Raw genomic sequence first — 16682 nt, 5'->3', positions numbered from 1 at the left:
TTAGGGCGAGTCGTACGGCTTGTCCGGGTGCCACGTACGCTGACCCCATCACCGGCGCGATCGGGCGCCGCGTTGAAGGGGTGGAGAGTTGCCGTACGAACCGCGCTGGCCCGAGTCACACGGTGAGCAGACGGACGTCCTGCCGGTCGTCCGCCCCGGCACCGAACCCGAGCCGGCCACGAAGAAACGGGACTTCCGCAAGGCCGGCTGGATCGCCGGCGGCGCCTTCGGGCTGCTCGTCGTGGTCTACGGCGTCGACCTGATGGTCAGCCAGGGCAGCGTCCCGCGCGGGGTGACCGTCGCGGGGGTCGACGTCGGCGGCATGGACCGCGCCGCCGCCGAGCAGGAGCTGCGCGGGCAGATCGAGCCGCGGCTCACCCGTCCGCTGGCCGTGACGGCCGGCGACGTCCAGGGCACGCTGTCCCCCACCCTCGCCGGGCTGACCCTCGACTGGCCGCGGACGCTGGACCAGGCCGGCGAGCAGCCGCTGAACCCGTTCACGCGCCTCTCCTCGCTGTTCTCCAGCCGCGAAGTCGGTGTCGTCAGCCACGCCGACGACACCAAGCTCGCCGCCGCGCTCGACAGCCTCCGCGGCCAGGTCGACCGCGAAGCCGCCGAGGGCACCGTGACGTTCGAGGGCACGAACCCGGTCGCCGTCGCGCCGAAGCCCGGGCAGAAGCTCGACGTCGAGGCCGCGAAGGCCGCCGTCGTCGAGAAGTGGGCCCGCGGCGAGACCCTTGCCCTACCGGTGACGAGCACGCCGGTCCGCACCACGCCCGAAGGCGTCCAGGCCGCGCTGGACCAGTTCGCGAAGCCCGCCGTCTCGGGCCCGCTGGTGGTCAAGGGCGACGGCAAGAACGCCACCGTCAAGCCGGACGCGATCGCCGCGGCGCTGAGCTTCGAACCCGCCGAGGGCGGCGGGCTGACGCCGAAGATCGACAACGCCAAGATCGCCGACGCCGCCAAGCCGCAGCTGAAGTCCACCGAGAAGGAGGGCAAGGAGGCGACCATCGTCTTCGAAGGCGGCAAGCCCACGGTGGACCCGTCGACCGACGGCCGGACGATCGACTGGGACCCGAGCCTCAAGCCGCTGCCCGACGTGCTCAAGAAGACCGACGGCCGCGAGGTCGCCGCGATCTACAAGGACAGCCCGGCGAAGGTGACGACCGACCAGGCGAACCAGCTGGGCGTCAAGGAGGTGGTCGGCGAGTTCACGACCGGCGGCTTCGCGGCCGACTCCGGCACGAACATCCGCGTGGTCGCCCAGAAGGTGAACGGCGCCATCGTCAAACCCGGGGAAACCTTCAGCCTCAACGGGTTCACCGGCCCGCGCGGCAAGCCGCAGGGGTACGTCGAGGCCGGCGTGATCGAGAACGGCGCCCCGGCGCGCGAGGTCGGCGGCGGCATCTCGCAGTTCGCGACGACGCTGTACAACGCGTCGTACTTCGCGGGCATGAAGGACGCGGGCCACAAGGAACACAGCTACTACATCAGCCGCTACCCCGCCGCGCGCGAGGCGACGGTGTTCCAGAACCCCAACGGCGCCAGCGTCATCGACATCAAGTTCACCAACGACTCGCCGACCGGGATCGCGATCCAGACGATCTGGACGCCGTCGTCCCTCACCGTGAAGCTGTGGGGCACCAAGCGCTACACCGTCGAGTCGATCCCGGGCACCCGGGTCAACCCGAGCGACCCGCCGACCAAGCCGGGGCCGGCGGAGAACTGCCACGCCTCCAACGGCGCGCCCGGCTTCACCACCACCGACACCCGCGTGCTCAAGGACGCCGCCTCCGGCCGTGAGGTCAGCCGCTCGACCCGGACCGTCCGCTACAACCCGCAACCGAAAATCACCTGCGGCCCCTCCTAACGGCCGTTCACCGGCTGCTGCCACGCCGGTACGCTGAGTGCTTCCGCGAGTACCCCGGGGGCGCCATGACGGCACGTGCGGCAGGGTTCCGGGACGTCCTCGCGGTGCCGGAGTTCCGGGCGCTGTTCGGGGCCCAGCTGGTCTCCGTCACCGGTGACCAGCTCGCGCGCGTCGCGCTGTCGATCCTGGTGTACGACCGGACGAACTCGCCCGGCTGGGCCGCGCTGACCTACGCGCTGACGTTCCTGCCCGACCTCGTCGGCGGACCGCTGCTGTCCGGCCTCGCCGACCGCTACCCGCCGCGGCGCGTGATGGTCGTGGCCGACGTCGTCCGCGCGGTCGCGGTGACGGCGATGGCGCTGCCCGGGCTGCCGCTGCCCGCGGTGGCCGCGTTGCTCGTCGGCGTCCAGCTGTTCAACCCGGTGTGGAACTCCGCGCGAGCCGCACTGATGCCGCAGGTGCTGCCGGAGGAGACGTTCGTGCCCGGCATGGGCCTGCTGATGATCCTGGTGCAGGCCGGGCAGGTCGCGGGGTTCGCGCTCGGCGGGCTGCTCGTCGCCTGGCTCGGTACCGCCGGTGCCCTGCTGGTGGACGCGGCCAGCTTCGCGGTGTCGGCTCTCCTGCTGGCCGCGGGCGTGCGAGTGCGGCCGCCTCGGGCCGAACCCGGTGTCCGCTGGTGGCGGCACGTCCGCGCGGGCTGGACGGTGGTCGTCGGCGACCGCCGCCGCCTCGCCCTGGTGGCGCTGGGGTGCGTGTCCGGGATCTACATCGCGGGCGAGGCGATCGCGGCGCCGTACGCGGCCGAGCTCGGCGGCGGCGCGGTGGCCGTCGGGCTGCTGCTCGGGGCGTACGCGCTGGGCAACGTCGTGGGCATGGCCGGGCTGTCCCGCGTCCCGCCCGAGCGGCGCGGCAGGCTGCTCGGGCCGCTCGCGGTGCTGGCGTGCGCGGCCCTGCTGGGCTGCGCGCTGCGGCCGGACCTCGGGGCGACGCTCGCGCTGCTCACGCTGTCCGGGATCGCGGCCTCGTACAACCTCATCGCCAACACGACGTTCGTCCAGCTGACGCCGGAAGCCCAGCGCGCACAGGCGTTCGGCTTCGCGCTGACGGCGTTGCGGGTCTCACAGGGGCTGGGCGTGGTGCTCGCCGGGCTCGCGGCCGAGCGGGCGGCCCCGCACGGCGTGGTGGCCGCGGCGGGCGCGGTGGGCGTCGTCGCCGCGGCCGGGGCCGGGTGGCTCTGGCGCCGGGCCCAGCCGGCCGCCGAGCCGTCCTGAGCCATCCGGAGCCGTTTTGCGCCGTTTTGCGCCGTCCCGGACCCCGGTGACCGGTCCCCTTCTCGGGTCCCGGTCACCGGGATGCCGGTTCTCAGAACCGCGTCCAGTCGGTGGGGCGCTGACCGGTGCGGGTCGTCCAGTCGGTCGGGCATTCGGGCAGTGGTGCGACGCCGGTGCCGGTCTCGGTGCCGGCCCAGTCGGTCGGCAGCTGGTGCGCGGTCCAGTCGGTCGGCAGTTCGCGCGGGGTCCAGTCGGTCGGGATCTGGCGGGTGGTCCAGTCCGTCGGGATCGAGCGGGTCCAGTCGGTCGGCAGCTGCCGCGTCCAGTCGGTGGGCCGCTGCGCGCGACGGCGGGACGGGACGATGTTGGCGTTGGGCAGGAAGTGCGACATGATTTCTCCTTGTGGTGTGCGATGTGAGGCGATCTTGCACGGTGCGTAACCGGACGGTAGCCCGACCAGCCTAGTGACACACCGCGTTCATTCGATTACAGTGACGATTTCCGCGACCAGTTCCTGTCCTGGAAAGAGGGGCGTTCCGTGGGATTCTCCGGGTCCCAAGGGCGTAAGCCCAGCTCAGAACGTCCACGATCGGGTATCCGTGCGTGGGCCATGTGGAAGCTGCCCACTCCGGTGTTCGGTTATGTCCTCGCGGTCGACGTACTGGCACTGGTCGCCGTGGCCGCGACCGCCGGGCTGGTGCCGATCACGAGCCAGTCGACGCTGTGGTGCGGCCTGATCCTGGCCGGCGAGATCGTGCATCTCGAAGCGGCGCAACGCATCGAGCGCATCCGGGAGCTCGCCGCGGACGGCCGGCCGCACATGCACCTGCAGTCGATCTGGATCTTCGCCGGGCTCCTGCTGCTGCCGCCGCCACTGGCCACTTTGGTGATCGTGGTCAGCTACGCCCATTCGTGGTATCGCGTCTACAAACGACGGGGCGTGGTTCACCGGAAAGTGTTTTCCGGGGCGACCGTGATCCTGGCCTGCACCGCAGCGGGCGGCGTGCTGAGCGCCGGCACCGGCGGGCACGTGGCGCCGTACGTACCCTACCTCGACGGGTTCGGCGGGATGACCGCCCTGCTGATGTCCGGGATCGTCTACTTCGGACTCAACTACGTGCTGGTGATCCTCGCGATCGTGCTGAGCAACCCGGGAAAGCCGCCGCGGCAGGCGTTCGGCAACCCGTCCGACGTGCTGATCGTGCTCGCCGCGGTCGGCGTCGGCTGCGGCATCGCGCTGGTCATGACGGTCCGGCCGTGGCTGCTCCCGGTCCTCATGGTGACGCCGGTGGCCCTGCACATCGGGTTGCTGCTGCCGCAGTTCCAGGCCGCCGCGCGCACCGATTCGAAGACTTCGCTGCTGGCGCCCGAGTTCTGGGTGCAGCTGGCCCGCGCCGAACTGGCGCGCGCGGCCGAGCTGTCGTCGACCGCGGGTGTGCTGATGATCGACATCGACCACTTCAAGACCATCGACGACAGCAACGGCCACCTGGCCGGTGACGAGGTGCTGCGCGCGATCGCGGCGGTCGTCCAGGGTTCGGTGCGCGGCGGAGACTACGTCGGCCGCTTCGGCGGTGACGAGTTCGTGGTCCTGCTCCCCGGCGCGACGAGCGTGGAGATCGTGGCCATCGCCGACCGCATCCGCACCGCGATCGCCGGCATCGAGGTGCCGGTCCCGGTGGTCCGCCCGGGCAAACCCGAGGTGATCACCGGCCTGACGGCGTCGATCGGCGCGGCGGTGTACCCGGAAACGGCCAAGGAGTACACGATCCTGCTGCAGGCAGCCGACGACGCGGTGTTCGCGGCGAAGGAAGCGGGCCGCGACCGGGTCGTCCTGGCCGGCAGCCACACCGAGCTGATCCGCCCCGAAATCCCCGACGTGCTCTGAGCCCGCCCCGGAAACCGGTGGAACGGCACCGCTGTGCGCCGCTACCGTCCTGGGTGACCCGTCGTCCAGGACAGGACGTGCCCTTGCACATCCGTTGAGACCTCCCCGAGCACTGATTTCTGTCGCGCGTCGCGCTCCTTGCGCCGCGCCGCCTTTTGCTGCGGACTTCTCACCGGAACGGTGTCTTTCTCATGCTCGAAAACTGGGCCGTCGTGGCCACCCGCCTGCCCCTCGTCCGACGGCGTTGCCACGTATGCGCGTCGCAACGGTTCCGCGCGAGCGGCAAGTTCCGCGTCAACGCCCACCACAAGCTCGTCGACGCCTGGCTCCTCGTGCGCTGCACGGGGTGCGGAGACACCGTGAAGCTCTCGTTCCTGGAACGGGTGCCCGTGCGTTCCGTACGGCCCGAGCTGCTGGATCGCTTGCACGGCAACGATCCCGGCCTGACGGCCGAGCTGCTCCAGGATCCGGCCGTGCAGCACCGCAATCGCGTCGCTCTCGACTGGGACGGCGCCTGGCAGCTCGACACGGGCGGCCCGGATCTCCGGGACCGCGAGGTGATCGACGTCGCGGTCCGCTTCGCGGCGCGGATCCCCGTCCGGCCGGTCCGGCTGATCGCCGAGGGGTGCGGGCTGCCGCGCGCCGAGGTCGAAAGGCGTTACGCGGAAGGAAAACTGGTCTCGACGGTCCGGCTGAGCGGCACGCTGTCCGGTGACTTCACCTTCACGCTGAAGTGCTGAGCCCACCTTGAGCGTCGAGCGCGTCGAGGACCGCGTCGCCGTTCGCCTTCGCCCACTCCGTCAGCACGTGGATCGGCTCGATCAGTGTCGCTCCGAGCGGGGTCAGCTCGTACTCGACCCGGGGCGGTACCTCGGCGTAGGCATGGCGGCGGACGAGCCCGTGCGCCTCCAGCCGGCGCAGGGTCTGGGTGAGCACCTTGCGGGAGATGCCGCCGATCAGCTCGACCAGGTCGCCGTGGCGCACCGGGCCCCGGCTGAGGCCGTAGAGCACGACCGCCGTCCACTTGTCGGCGATCAGCTCGAGCGCCAGGCGTGCCGGGCAGTCGGCGAGGAAATCGCTCATGGCACCCAAGGTACCTGCGGGTTCCTATCGGGTGCCTAGCGTGGGCGTCATGCGAACCATCACCCAGCACACGCTCGGCGGCCCCGAAGTGCTCACCATCGAGGACGCGCCCGAGCCGCGCCCCCTGCCGACCGAGGTGCTCGTCCGCGTCGCGGCGATCGGGCTGAACCCGCTGGAAGCGCGCCTGCGCGCCGGCGAGTTCCCGCTGCTCGGCCCGCTGCCGTTCGTCCTCGGCTGGGACATCAGCGGCGTGGTCGAAGACGCGCAGACGTGGCGTTTCCGGCCGGGCGACGAGGTGTTCGGCATGCCGCTGTTCCCCCGGGCGGCCAACGCGTACGCCGAGCTCGTCGCGGCGCCGGCGTTGCACCTGGTGCGCAAGCCGGCGTCGCTCTCGCACGTCGAGGCGGCGGCGCTGCCGGTCGTCGGGCTGACGGCGTGGCAGGGCCTCGTCGACCTCGGCGGCGTCCGCGAGGGCAGCCGCGTCCTGGTCCACGGCGGCGGTGGCGGGGTCGGCCACGTCGCGATCCAGCTCGCGAAAGCGCTCGGCGCGCACGTGATCGCGACCGCGAGCGGCAGCAAGCGGGCGTTCGTCGAGGGGCTCGGCGCCGACGAGGTGATCGACTACACGAAGACCGACTTCGCCGAGGTCGTCCGCGATGTCGACGTCGTGCTCGACACCCTCGGCGGCGACACCGCCGAGCGGTCGCTGGGCGTGCTCCGCCCGGGCGGTCACCTGGTGACGGCGGTCGCCGAGGACGATGCGGCGCTCATCGCCAAGTACGAGGCGGCCGGACTGCGGTTCAGCGGCATCGCGGTCGACCCGGATCCGGTCGCCCTGCGCGGTCTCGTCGACCTCGTCGAACGAGGCGAGTTGCGGGTCCACGTGCAGGAGGCGTTCCCGTTCGACCGGGTCGCCGACGCGCACCGGCTGCTCGACGGCGGGCACCTCCAGGGCAAGGTCGTCCTCACCGTCTGATCCCGGCAGGGCCGCGAGACCCTGCCGGGACGTCCGCTACGGCAGCGTGGCCAGGGCCTCCTCGAGGGCGGCGTCGGACAGCTCGTTGTCGACCATGTCGCCCGCGAGGTAGGCGCCGTAGGCCGGCAGGTCCAGGTGGGCGTGGCCGCACAGCGCCGTGAGGATCACCTTCTCCTCACCGGTTTCCTTGCACCGCAACGCTTCCTGGATGCACGCGGCGAGCGCGTGCGTCGGCTCCGGTGCCGGGATGATGCCCTCGGAACGGGCGAAGCGCACGCCCGCGGCGAAGCACTCCTGCTGCCCGATGGCGATCGCCTCGATCAGGCCGAGCTCGTAGATGTGCGAGATCAGCGGCGACATCCCGTGGTAGCGCAGGCCACCCGCGTGGATCGGGTCCGGGATGAAGTCGTGGCCGAGCGTGTGCATCTTGAGCAGCGGCGTGAGCCCGGCGGTGTCACCGAAGTCGTAGGCGTACTTCCCGCGGGTCAGCGACGGGCAGGCGGCCGGCTCGACCGCGCGGATCACCGGGTCCATCCGGCCGGCCAGCTTCTCCCGCAGGAACGGGAACGCCAGCCCGCCGAAGTTCGAGCCGCCGCCGGTGCAGCCGACGAGGACGTCCGGGGTGTCGCCGGCCAGCTCGAACTGGCGCAGCGCCTCCTCGCCGATGATCGTCTGGTGCAGCAGCACGTGGTTGAGGACGCTGCCCAGCGCGTAACGCGTGTCCGGGTCCTGCGCCGCCTGCTCGACGGCCTCGCTGATGGCGATGCCGAGGCTGCCGGTCGAGTCGGGGTGTTCGGCGAGAATGGCCTTGCCGGACTCCGTCAGCTCGGACGGGCTGGGGTGCACGGTCGCGCCAAACGTCTCCATCATCAGCTTGCGGTACGGCTTCTGGTCGTAGGACGCGCGGACCTGCCAGACCTCGCACTCCAGCCCGTACTGCGCGCAGGCGAAGGCGAGCGCGCTGCCCCACTGGCCGGCGCCGGTCTCGGTGGTGAGCCGGGTGACGCCCTCCTGCGCGTTGTAGTACGCCTGCGGGACCGCGGTGTTGGGCTTGTGGGAGCCGACCGGGCTGACGCCTTCGTACTTGTAGTAGATCCGAGCAGGCGTCCCGAGCGCCTTCTCGAGCCGGCGCGCGCGGTACAGCGGCGACGGCCGCCAGAGCCGGTAGACCTCCCGGACCTCCTCCGGAATGTCGACATAGCGCTCTGTCGTCACCTCCTGCTCGATCAGCGCCTGCGGGAACAGTGGAGCCAGATCAGCCGGCCCGACCGGCTCCCGGGTGCCGGGATGCAGCGGCGGAGGCGGCGGCTCGGGCAGATCGGGGACGACGTTGTACCACTGCGTCGGCAGGTCGGCTTCGTCCAGGACGTACTTGGTGCGTTCGGCCATCACGCCTCCTTGGGTCGGCGAAGAATCAACTTAGGACGGGTCCGGCCCGGAAGCCAGTCGTGATCCCGGCGGACGGCGCTGTGCACGCTGGTACTGCAGAACCGTGAAGTTGTAGAGCCGGCTCTCGTCGATCCGCACCACCCGGTGGCCGGCCACGCGGTGCCGCAGCTCCGATGGCTCCCAGTCGAGTTCTTCGCTGTACCGCTCCTCGACCGGCGCGCCTCTGCGGGGTGTCCACACACGAATCACGGTGAGCGGGTCGTCCACCGGACGGCCTTCGCCCGTGATCGCGTAGTACTCGTAAACGCGTGACTGCTTCTCGAAGTGCGGGCGGAGCCGGGCCACGAGACTTTCCTGGAGGCGTTTGGCCTCCTTCTCGGAGATCTCGGTGGTGTCGGCCCAGTTGCTCCCGCGGTCGATGTCCTCCAGGGTGAAGCCCCTACGCCAACGCCCGTCACGAGGATGGAAGTCCTCCTCCCGCCGGTAACCGCCGCCGCTGGTCCACCAGCGGACCAGGCCGCGCACTTCGTCCCGGTTCACGGAACTGGCAATCGCCGTGTAATTGAACCTGCCGCCGGGCGGCAATGCGCTGCGGTACCGCTTGGCCTGGATCTTCTCGAAGCGCCGGGCGGCGGCCGCGTCGATCTCCACACATTCGTTGCGCTCGGACCATCCCGTGTTACGCACCCATTCGCAGTCGAGACTGTACAACTCTTCCAGCACATTGCCGTTGCCGTCGTCCCACTTGCGGCCGACGCACGCCGGGTCGGCCACGTGCGGGTGGAAAGGGCGCAGCATGGCGTAGTACCGATACCGAGGGCCACCTCGTTCGGTGCGGGCGCGGCGAGCCTGGATCGTCTCGAAACGACGGGCGGCTTCCTCGCTGATCCGCACGGCCTCGCCTTCACTCGGCTCGCTCGGCCTTTCGGTGTGGACCCACTCGAGATCGCGGTTGAGGTTCTCTTCGAGGAATCGCCCGGGCAGGAACTCCCACACACGGACCACAGTGGACGGATCGTCGACGTCCGGATAGAACCGGTTGACGACAGCCCAGTACTCGTAATCCGATGGCGGGACGGAATTGACCGGCACGAGACCGAAGGTGTGGTCGAGTTCGCCCATCTGCTCCCCCAGAACAATCGGCTGTAATCACCGATTATCACGCCACTGCGCTGCTTCAGTGTATGAAACCGGTCACTTCGCGGTCTGGGCTCATGGCGCGATGAGTGGTTCTGTCGACGGGCGATGCGGTGACCTCGCTCAGAACAGGGTCGCGGGCTCGATCGGCTCCGGTTCCGGCAGGGGGTCCAGGTCGGGCACCAGCGCCCGGACGTCGTCGTGGAAGTGGCGGGCCAGTGCTGGGGCGTCGTTGTTGTCCGGGGTGTGCAGGAAGACCGTCGGCGAGCGGCCCTCGCGCAGCCAGGCGGCGACCACCTCGGTCCACGGCTGCCAGCCTTCGACCGTCTCTTCCACCGAGTCGCGGCCCAGGTAGCGGACGATCGGCTGGTCGGTCAGGGCGCGCGTCCGGCGCGGCAGCCGTGGTTTCTTGACCCAGGCTTCCTGCTCGGCCTCGCCGGCCGGCGGGCGCCCGAAGAAGACCGTGGTGTCGAACGGCACCCACTCGGCGTCCGCGGCGGCTAGCGTCCCCTCCAGCAGCGACGTCGAGGCGGCGTCGGTGAAGAACCCGGGATGGCGCACCTCCACGGCGCGCCGGAGGCCGGCGGGGAGCCGCCGGAGGAAGCGGCCGAGGTCGTCGACGTCCGGCGGGCCGAACGAGCCGGGCAGCTGCGTCCACAGGACCGCCCGTTCGCCGAGGGGCTCGAGCGCGTCCAGGAACGCCCGCATCTCGACCTCGACCCCGGCGAACCGGCGCTCGTGCGTGACGACCTTGGGCACCTTGAGCACGAACCGGAAGCCGGGACCGGTCTGCTCCGCCCAGCTCACGACGGTGTCGCGGGCGGGAGTCGCGTAGAAGGTCGTGTTGCCCTCGACCGCGTTGCACCACCCGGCGTACGCCCGCAGGCGCTCCTTGGCCGGCAGCGACGGCGGCAGGAACCGCCCGGGCCACGCCTTGTGCGTCCACATCGCGCAGCCGACATGAAGACTCGCCACTCCGTCAGCTCCCCTCGATCCCGGGTGAAACTACTACCCTGGCCACTTGTGACGTCCGGAAGAGGGACTCGCGCCTGAGTTTCACCCGGCAGCTCGCCGAAGCCGAGCCCGCCCTACGTCCGGTTCGCGGCCTGCTTGACGGTCCTGATCACCGGCGCCGTCTCGATGTGCGTGATGGCGGGCAGCTTGGCCACCCTCGTCGTCAGGTACCGGTACAGCTCCTGCTGGTCCGCGCACACCACGCTCGCGTACAGGTTCGTCGGGCCGGTCGTGGCGGCGGCGAACGCGATCTCCGGGTGCCCGGCCAGCGCGGTGCCGGCCTCCTCCAGGTACGCGGGCGCGACCGAAAGCCACAGCAGCGTCCGCGGGCCGATGCCGAACAGGCTCACGTCGACGTCGATGTCCAGGTAGAGCACCCCGCGCTCGCGCAGCTCGGTCATCCGGCGGCGGACCGTTGTCGGTGACCAGCCGGTCAGCGTGGCCAGCTGCTCGAGCTCGGTCCGGCCGTCGGTGGCCAGGGCGGCGAGGAGCTTGCGGTCCCCGTCGTCGAGCCGCACCGGTCCCGGGCGGTGCGGCACCGGGGGCGGGCGCAGCCGCTCGACCGCCTGCTCGTCCAGCGACCCGAGCTTGGCGACCAGGTTGTCCGGACCGCCGTAGAACGCGTGCAGCACCGAGTGCGCGCTCACCCCCTCCACGCGTGCGGTGCGGGGCAGCTTGGCCAGCAGCAGCGCCTCGCTGTCGGCCACGCTCTCGGTGCGGACCGTACAGGTGATCTCGGTGCCGCCGGAGGTGATGCTCACCCAGGACGTGTCGGGACGCCGGGCCAGCGCCTCGGCCACCGGGACCGACGCTGCCGGCGCGCACCGCACCCGCAGGAACCACAGCACCGCGCCCAGCGCCGTCGGGTCGACCCCGCCGAGCACCCGCACGACCCCGGCCGCCCGCAACCGGGCGTACCGGCGGGCGATGGTGCGATCCGACACGCCGAGCACCTCGGCGATCGTGCTGAACGGGGCCCGGCCGTTGACCTGCAGGGCGTGCACGAGCCGGCGATCCAGCTCGTCGTAGTCGGATTCCACTGCTCGAAACCTAATCGACGTCGGATATCGACGCAATGAAGGTGGTTTCTGGCGCCTCTACGTCGGCTGGCGGAGCGTTGCTCTCGTCCTGATCAACAGACCAAGGGGAGAATCCATGGACACCGAGGTGCTCGTCGTCGGCGCCGGCCCGACCGGCCTGACGCTGGCCAACGAACTGCGGGTGGCGGGGGTGCCGGCCGTGCTGGTCGACAGGCTGGCGCAGCGCAGCACGTTGTCGAAGGCAGGCGGCGTGCAATCCCGCACGCAGGAGGCGTTCGACCAGCGTGGCCTGCTGGAACCGTTGCTGGCCACCGGAAACCACCCGGACGGCATCGCCCACTTCGCCGGTATCACGCTCCCGCTCACCCGCGGCCGGCACCGCCATCCGTGGCGGTCCATCCCGCAGGTGGTGATCGAGGGCTTTCTCGAAGAACACCTTGCCGCACAAGGCATCCGCGTGCGACGCGACCACGAGCTGACCGGCCTCGCCCAGGACGAGGACGGCGTCACCGCGACCTTCGCCGGCGGCGGCGTCATCCGCTCCCGGTACCTGGTCGCCGCCGACGGCGGCCGCAGCACGGTGCGGTCGCTGCTGCGGGCCGAGTTCCCCGGCCGGCCGGGGACGGTGACCACGGTCGCCGCCGACGTGCGGCTGAGCGGCGACGTCCCGGCGATGACGCACGTCCAGGGCGACGACGGGCACTGGGCGGCGCTGTTCCCGCTCGGCACCGACCCGCAGGGCCGGCCGCTGCGCCGGCTCTCGATGGGCGGGCCGGGCCGGTCGTTGCCTCGGGAGACCCCCGTCACGGAGGACGAAATCCGTGACGGGCTGCGCGCCGTCTTCGGCTCGCGCGTGGAACTGCTCGAACTGCGTTACGCCCGCCGCATCACCAACGCGGCCCGGCAGGCCGCACAGTACCGGCACGGGCGGGTGTTCCTGGCCGGCGACGCCGCCCATGTCCACCTCCCGATCGGCGCGCAGGGCATGAACACCGGCATCCAGGACGCGCTCAACCTCGGGTGGAAGCTCGGTGCCGCGGTGCACGGCTGGGCGCCGGAGCACCTGCTCGGCACCTACCACGCCGAACGCCATCCGGTCGCGGCCGCCGTGCTGCGCAACGTCCAGGCGCAGAGCCTCCTGATGGACCAGCAGGGCACCCGCGACCCGGACCTGCTGGCCGCCAAGGACCTGTTCGCGGCGCTGACCCACCTGCGGGACGTCCAGTACCACCTGGACGACACGCTGTCCGGGATGGGCATCCGCTACCCGATGCCGGGTGACGACCAGCCGCTCGTCGGCCTCCCCGCGCCGGACCTGGACCTCGGCCCGGTCCGGTCGCACGCCCTGCTGCGTTCCGGACGCGGCCTCCTGATCGACCCGGCCGACCGGTTCGCCAAGGTCGCCGGACTCTGGCCGGACCGCGTCGACCGCGCGGGCCAGGGCACCGGCGCCGAGCCGATGCTCGTCCGCCCGGACGGTTACGTCTGCTGGGCGGGCGACCCGGACACCCTGGAACCGGCACTCGGGCACTGGTTCGGCGAGCCGCGCTGATCACCACCGTCGACGCCCGGCCCTCACGACGTGGGGGCGAGATTCCGGCAGAGGGACGTGGGGAACTTCGGCTCGACGGCCAGGATTTCCCCGCAGCCGCCGCCGCTCGCCGAGGCGAAACTCGACCAGCCGTCGCCCGCCCAGCGGTAGGCGACCCGGTTCGGCGCCTGGCCGCCGTGCCGCTGCAGGTCGTGGATCAGCCAGTTCTGGTCGCACGCCCGGGTGGTGCCCGGGTACTCGGCCTCCGCGCTGAACTCCGCCTGCGCGACCCACGCTTTGTCGCAGTGGTCCGCGGGCGGGTCGCAGCCGAGGATCTTGTCGCACTTCTTCCAGCCGCTTGCCGCCAGTCCCCAGGTGTCTTCGGCGTTGACGATCACCGGGCGCTTCCCGATCGGTGCCGCCGTCTTCATCGGGAAGTCGACCGGGGCCTGCTCACAGTCCGGGACGGCCTTCGGCTGGAACATGACGGCAGCGTCGATCCGGTTGGCGGCCTCGGTGACCTGGACGTGCGGTCCGACGGCACAGTCAGGCAGGTTGACGTGCAGCACCGCACTGTGGTCATCCGGGCCCGGCCGGACGTCGATGACCCACGCCGACATGTCCGCCGGAGGAGCCGCCACGGGCGGCGAGTACGGAGTGGTCGCCGAGGCGGTGGGCGGCGCGGTTTCCTGTGTGGTTTCCGGGGTGGCGGAGGTCCGGTACGGGATGTTCAGCGCGAGCACCAGCCAGAACCCGAGCCCACCTACGACGAGCAACCCGAAGGTCCACAGCGCGGGCCTGACGAATCTCGACATCGAAGTCCCCCCCCTCAACGTTCGCCGCGGCAGCCTACCCGACGCTCGTGGGTGGTGATTCGGGTCAGAATCCTCATCCCCACTCACGACAAGCCGCGGCCGATTCTGTGAGACACCTTGACTCACAGCTCGCCGAGCGGGCATCATCCAACTATGAGACAAGATGTACCACAGATGACCGTGGCCGTCCTCGGGGCCAGTGGTGCCACCGGCCGTCACGTGGTGTCCACCGCGCTTCAGCGGGGGCACCACGTGGTCGCGCTGACCCGCCGGGCCGGGACGTTCGCGCCGGAGGAGGGGCTCGACGAGGTGACCTGGCCCGAGGTCACGGACGTCCCGGCCCTCACGCGCGCGCTGCCGGGCACGAACGTGGTGATCAGCGCGCTGGGCGGCGCGGACAAGGGGCCGACGACGGTCTGCACCGAAGGCATCCGCTCCGCGGTCACGGCGATGAAGGCGGCGGGAGTGACCCGCCTGGTCGCCGTCAGCGCGCACGGCGTGCTGGAGACCCACGACAGGTCGCTGTACTCCTTGGCGGTGTGGGCGAACGTGGCCGAGCGCATGCACGACAAGGAAACGATGGAGCGGCTCATCACCGCTTCCGGTCTGCAATGGACGATCGCGCGGCCGCCGAAGCTGTCGGACCACCAGCGGATCGGGAAGTACCGGGCCGGCACCGACCTGCCGATCCGGATGTGGACTTCGGTCGGGCGCGCCGATCTCGCCGCGTTCCTGGTCGACGAGGCCGAAACCCCGCAGTACACCCACGCCTGCCCGCGGGTCGTCCGATGACCGACCTGACCGGGAAGGTCGCCGTCGTCACCGGCGCGACCGGCGGCATGGGCCGGATCATCGCCGCCGACCTCGCCCGCGCCGGTGCGCACGTGCTCACCGTCGCCCGCGATCCCGCTCGTGCCGACGCCCTTCGCGCCCTCATCGGCGAACAGGCAGCGAGCCGGCTCGAGGTCATCACGGGAGACCTCTCGCGGCGCGCGGACGTCGTGACCGCGGCGAAGTCCATTTCGGACCGTCACGACCGGATCCACATCCTCGTCAACAACGCCGGCGCGCACTACTCCGAACACGGCGTCTCGGCCGACGGCGTCGAGCGGCACATCGCCCTCGACTACCTCGCCGCCTACGGCCTCACCACCCTGCTCGACGAACCGCTGCGACGCGGCCGGGCCCGCGTGGTGAACGTCGCCAGCGACACCCTCAACGACACCCGGCAGCTCAAGCTCGCTGGCAGGCCCCGCCCGGCGACCCTCGACCTGACCGGTGTCGACGAGCTCGCGGACCTCAACCCCGCCAAGGGTTTCGTCCCGTTCGAGGCCTACGCACGCGCCAAGCTCATGACCGTCACCGCGGGCTACGCCCTCGCCCGCGGCCTCGCCGCCGACGGCGTGACCGTCAACGCCCTGCACCCGGGGATCGTCGCCACCGACATCATCGACGACCTCGTGCCCACCGTTCTCCGCCCGATGCGCGGACTGATCCGCCGGGGCATGCTCACCCCCGCCGAAGGAGCGGAAAGCGCAATCCGCATCGCGACCGACCCCGCACTGGCCGGAGTCACCGGCCGTTACTTCTGCCGTGACACGGAATCCAGCACTCCCCCGGTGTCCCACGACCCCGCCACCCAGCGGAAACTCCTCGCACTGAGCCAGAATCATTTCACCGGCTGATGGAAGCGCAAAGCCGCTCCCAGTTCCCCGAGGCGATCTTCAGCCGATCCTCGTCGCTTATCGGGGCCTGCTCGAGAAAGGCGTGCACCCCGCCCGCCGGTGGGGTGACGAACGGGTAGTCCGTCGAGAACAGGATGCGGTCGACACCGACCAGTTCGATCGCCCAGCGCAGGTAGCGCTGACTGAGGATGCCGCTGGGTGCCAGGTAGACGTTCGTGCGGAAGTAGTCGGAGACCGGTCGCCGCAGGCCGGCGACGCCGTTCAGGGAATCGATGCGGTCCAGGTAGAACAGGACCATCTCGCCCCAGTGACCGGCGATCACCTGCAGGCCGGGGAAGCGGTCGAACACGCCACTCAGGACGAGCCGGAGCAGCTGGACGCCGCTGTCGTAGTGCCAGCCGATGCCGTGCGTGGCCAGGGCGGCGTCGACCCGAGGGCCGAATCCGCTGTAGTACGCGCCGCGCACCGCCGGCGGCGGGGACTGCGGGTGCAGGTGCAGCGGCGCCCCGAGCGCGGCCGCCGCCTCGTAGATCGGCCAGAACGCCGGCTCGTCCATGGTGTGGTCCCTGGTGCGCCCGAAGACCATCGCGCCGTGGAGGCCCAGCTCGGTCACCGCCCGTTCCAGTTCGGCGGCGGCCGCGTCGGGGCGCGGAGTGGCCAGGGTCGCCAAGCCCTGGAAGCGGCCGGGACGGGCGCGGGTCACCTCCGCGAGCAGGTCGTTGGTGGCGGTCTGCAGGGCGACGGCGTCGGCCGGGGCCAGGTTCTGCACGCCCGGGGTGCTCAACGACAGCACCTGGACGTCGAGCCCCGCCTTCGCCATCTCGGCGAGACGCTCGTCGCCGAAATCGGCCAGGCGGCGCGCGGAATCCCCCTGCGTGGACGGCGTCAGCGACAGATCCCGCCACTCGGGGTCCAGCGCGCGCCAGGCGTCGACGACGTCGCGGGTCACGAAATGCTCTTCCAGGCCGATGACCTTCACGAGT

16 protein-coding genes are annotated in these 16682 nt (G+C 71.1%); 8 read left to right on the top strand and 8 right to left on the bottom strand.

The window, feature by feature from the left end:
* The first annotated feature begins 88 nt into the window (after positions 1 to 88).
* A complete protein-coding gene (locus tag VA596_RS38800) occupies positions 89 to 1870 on the top strand; it encodes a VanW family protein (RefSeq protein WP_323334118.1) in 1782 nt (593 codons plus the stop codon).
* Between the two features lie 65 nt (positions 1871 to 1935).
* Positions 1936 to 3141 (top strand): MFS transporter, encoded by a 1206-nt coding sequence (locus VA596_RS38795; protein WP_323334116.1) that lies wholly within the window; start codon positions 1936 to 1938, stop codon positions 3139 to 3141.
* Between the two features lie 91 nt (positions 3142 to 3232).
* Here VA596_RS38795 and VA596_RS38790 read toward each other — a convergent pair whose 3' ends face one another.
* The gene (locus VA596_RS38790; RefSeq protein ID WP_323334114.1) at positions 3233 to 3532 is read right to left on the bottom strand and encodes a hypothetical protein; all 300 of its coding nucleotides are present in this window, start codon (positions 3530 to 3532) and stop codon (positions 3233 to 3235) included.
* A 219-nt stretch (positions 3533 to 3751) separates the two neighbouring features.
* Here VA596_RS38790 and VA596_RS38785 point away from each other — a divergent pair, with 219 nt between their 5' ends.
* Both VA596_RS38785 and VA596_RS38780 read left to right on the top strand, forming a co-directional pair.
* Positions 3752 to 5029 (top strand): GGDEF domain-containing protein, encoded by a 1278-nt coding sequence (locus VA596_RS38785; protein ID WP_323334112.1) that lies wholly within the window; start codon positions 3752 to 3754, stop codon positions 5027 to 5029.
* A 191-nt stretch (positions 5030 to 5220) separates the two neighbouring features.
* Entirely contained in the window at positions 5221 to 5769 is a 549-nt protein-coding gene (locus tag VA596_RS38780; protein ID WP_323334110.1) for a DUF1062 domain-containing protein, read from the top strand.
* Here VA596_RS38780 and VA596_RS38775 read toward each other — a convergent pair.
* On the bottom strand, positions 5753 to 6112 hold the full coding sequence (locus VA596_RS38775; RefSeq protein WP_323334108.1) for a winged helix-turn-helix transcriptional regulator: 360 nt from the start codon (positions 6110 to 6112) through the stop codon (positions 5753 to 5755). The genes VA596_RS38780 and VA596_RS38775 overlap by 17 nt on opposite strands.
* A 49-nt stretch (positions 6113 to 6161) precedes the next feature.
* On the opposite strand from VA596_RS38775, the gene VA596_RS38770 reads away from it, so the two are divergent.
* Complete coding sequence (locus tag VA596_RS38770; protein WP_323334106.1) at positions 6162 to 7088, top strand: NADP-dependent oxidoreductase; 927 nt, start codon at positions 6162 to 6164, stop codon at positions 7086 to 7088.
* Between the two features lie 36 nt (positions 7089 to 7124).
* Here VA596_RS38770 and VA596_RS38765 read toward each other — a convergent pair whose 3' ends face one another.
* The 4 genes from VA596_RS38765 to VA596_RS38750 form a co-directional block, all read right to left on the bottom strand.
* The gene (locus VA596_RS38765) at positions 7125 to 8477 is read right to left on the bottom strand and encodes a TrpB-like pyridoxal phosphate-dependent enzyme (RefSeq protein WP_323334104.1); all 1353 of its coding nucleotides are present in this window, start codon (positions 8475 to 8477) and stop codon (positions 7125 to 7127) included.
* Between the two features lie 30 nt (positions 8478 to 8507).
* Complete coding sequence (locus VA596_RS38760) at positions 8508 to 9599, bottom strand: hypothetical protein (RefSeq protein ID WP_323334102.1); 1092 nt, start codon at positions 9597 to 9599, stop codon at positions 8508 to 8510.
* A gap of 138 nt (positions 9600 to 9737) precedes the next feature.
* Complete coding sequence (locus VA596_RS38755; protein WP_323334306.1) at positions 9738 to 10562, bottom strand: DUF72 domain-containing protein; 825 nt, start codon at positions 10560 to 10562, stop codon at positions 9738 to 9740.
* A gap of 140 nt (positions 10563 to 10702) precedes the next feature.
* The gene (locus VA596_RS38750) at positions 10703 to 11668 is read right to left on the bottom strand and encodes an Lrp/AsnC family transcriptional regulator (protein ID WP_323334100.1); all 966 of its coding nucleotides are present in this window, start codon (positions 11666 to 11668) and stop codon (positions 10703 to 10705) included.
* Positions 11669 to 11783: 115 nt separating this feature from the next.
* Here VA596_RS38750 and VA596_RS38745 point away from each other — a divergent pair, with 115 nt between their 5' ends.
* Complete coding sequence (locus VA596_RS38745) at positions 11784 to 13220, top strand: FAD-dependent monooxygenase (protein WP_323334099.1); 1437 nt, start codon at positions 11784 to 11786, stop codon at positions 13218 to 13220.
* A 23-nt stretch (positions 13221 to 13243) separates the two neighbouring features.
* Here the strand turns inward: VA596_RS38745 and VA596_RS38740 are convergent, their stop codons facing one another.
* Complete coding sequence (locus tag VA596_RS38740; protein WP_323334097.1) at positions 13244 to 14014, bottom strand: hypothetical protein; 771 nt, start codon at positions 14012 to 14014, stop codon at positions 13244 to 13246.
* Between the two features lie 174 nt (positions 14015 to 14188).
* On the opposite strand from VA596_RS38740, the gene VA596_RS38735 reads away from it, so the two are divergent.
* The gene (locus VA596_RS38735) at positions 14189 to 14806 is read left to right on the top strand and encodes an NAD(P)-dependent oxidoreductase (protein ID WP_323334095.1); all 618 of its coding nucleotides are present in this window, start codon (positions 14189 to 14191) and stop codon (positions 14804 to 14806) included.
* The gene (locus VA596_RS38730) at positions 14803 to 15699 is read left to right on the top strand and encodes an SDR family NAD(P)-dependent oxidoreductase (protein WP_323334093.1); all 897 of its coding nucleotides are present in this window, start codon (positions 14803 to 14805) and stop codon (positions 15697 to 15699) included. Before VA596_RS38735 ends, VA596_RS38730 begins: the two co-directional genes overlap by 4 nt.
* On the opposite strand, the gene VA596_RS38725 is transcribed toward VA596_RS38730, so the two are convergent.
* A complete protein-coding gene (locus VA596_RS38725) occupies positions 15689 to 16678 on the bottom strand; it encodes an amidohydrolase family protein (protein ID WP_323334091.1) in 990 nt (329 codons plus the stop codon). The two genes, VA596_RS38730 and VA596_RS38725, sit on opposite strands and share 11 nt — an antisense overlap.
* Positions 16679 to 16682 lie beyond the last annotated feature (4 nt).

Source organism: Amycolatopsis heterodermiae (assembly GCF_034929455.1).
Lineage (GTDB): Bacteria > Actinomycetota > Actinomycetes > Mycobacteriales > Pseudonocardiaceae > Amycolatopsis > Amycolatopsis heterodermiae.
This window is presented reverse-complemented; position numbering and strand designations above follow the sequence as displayed.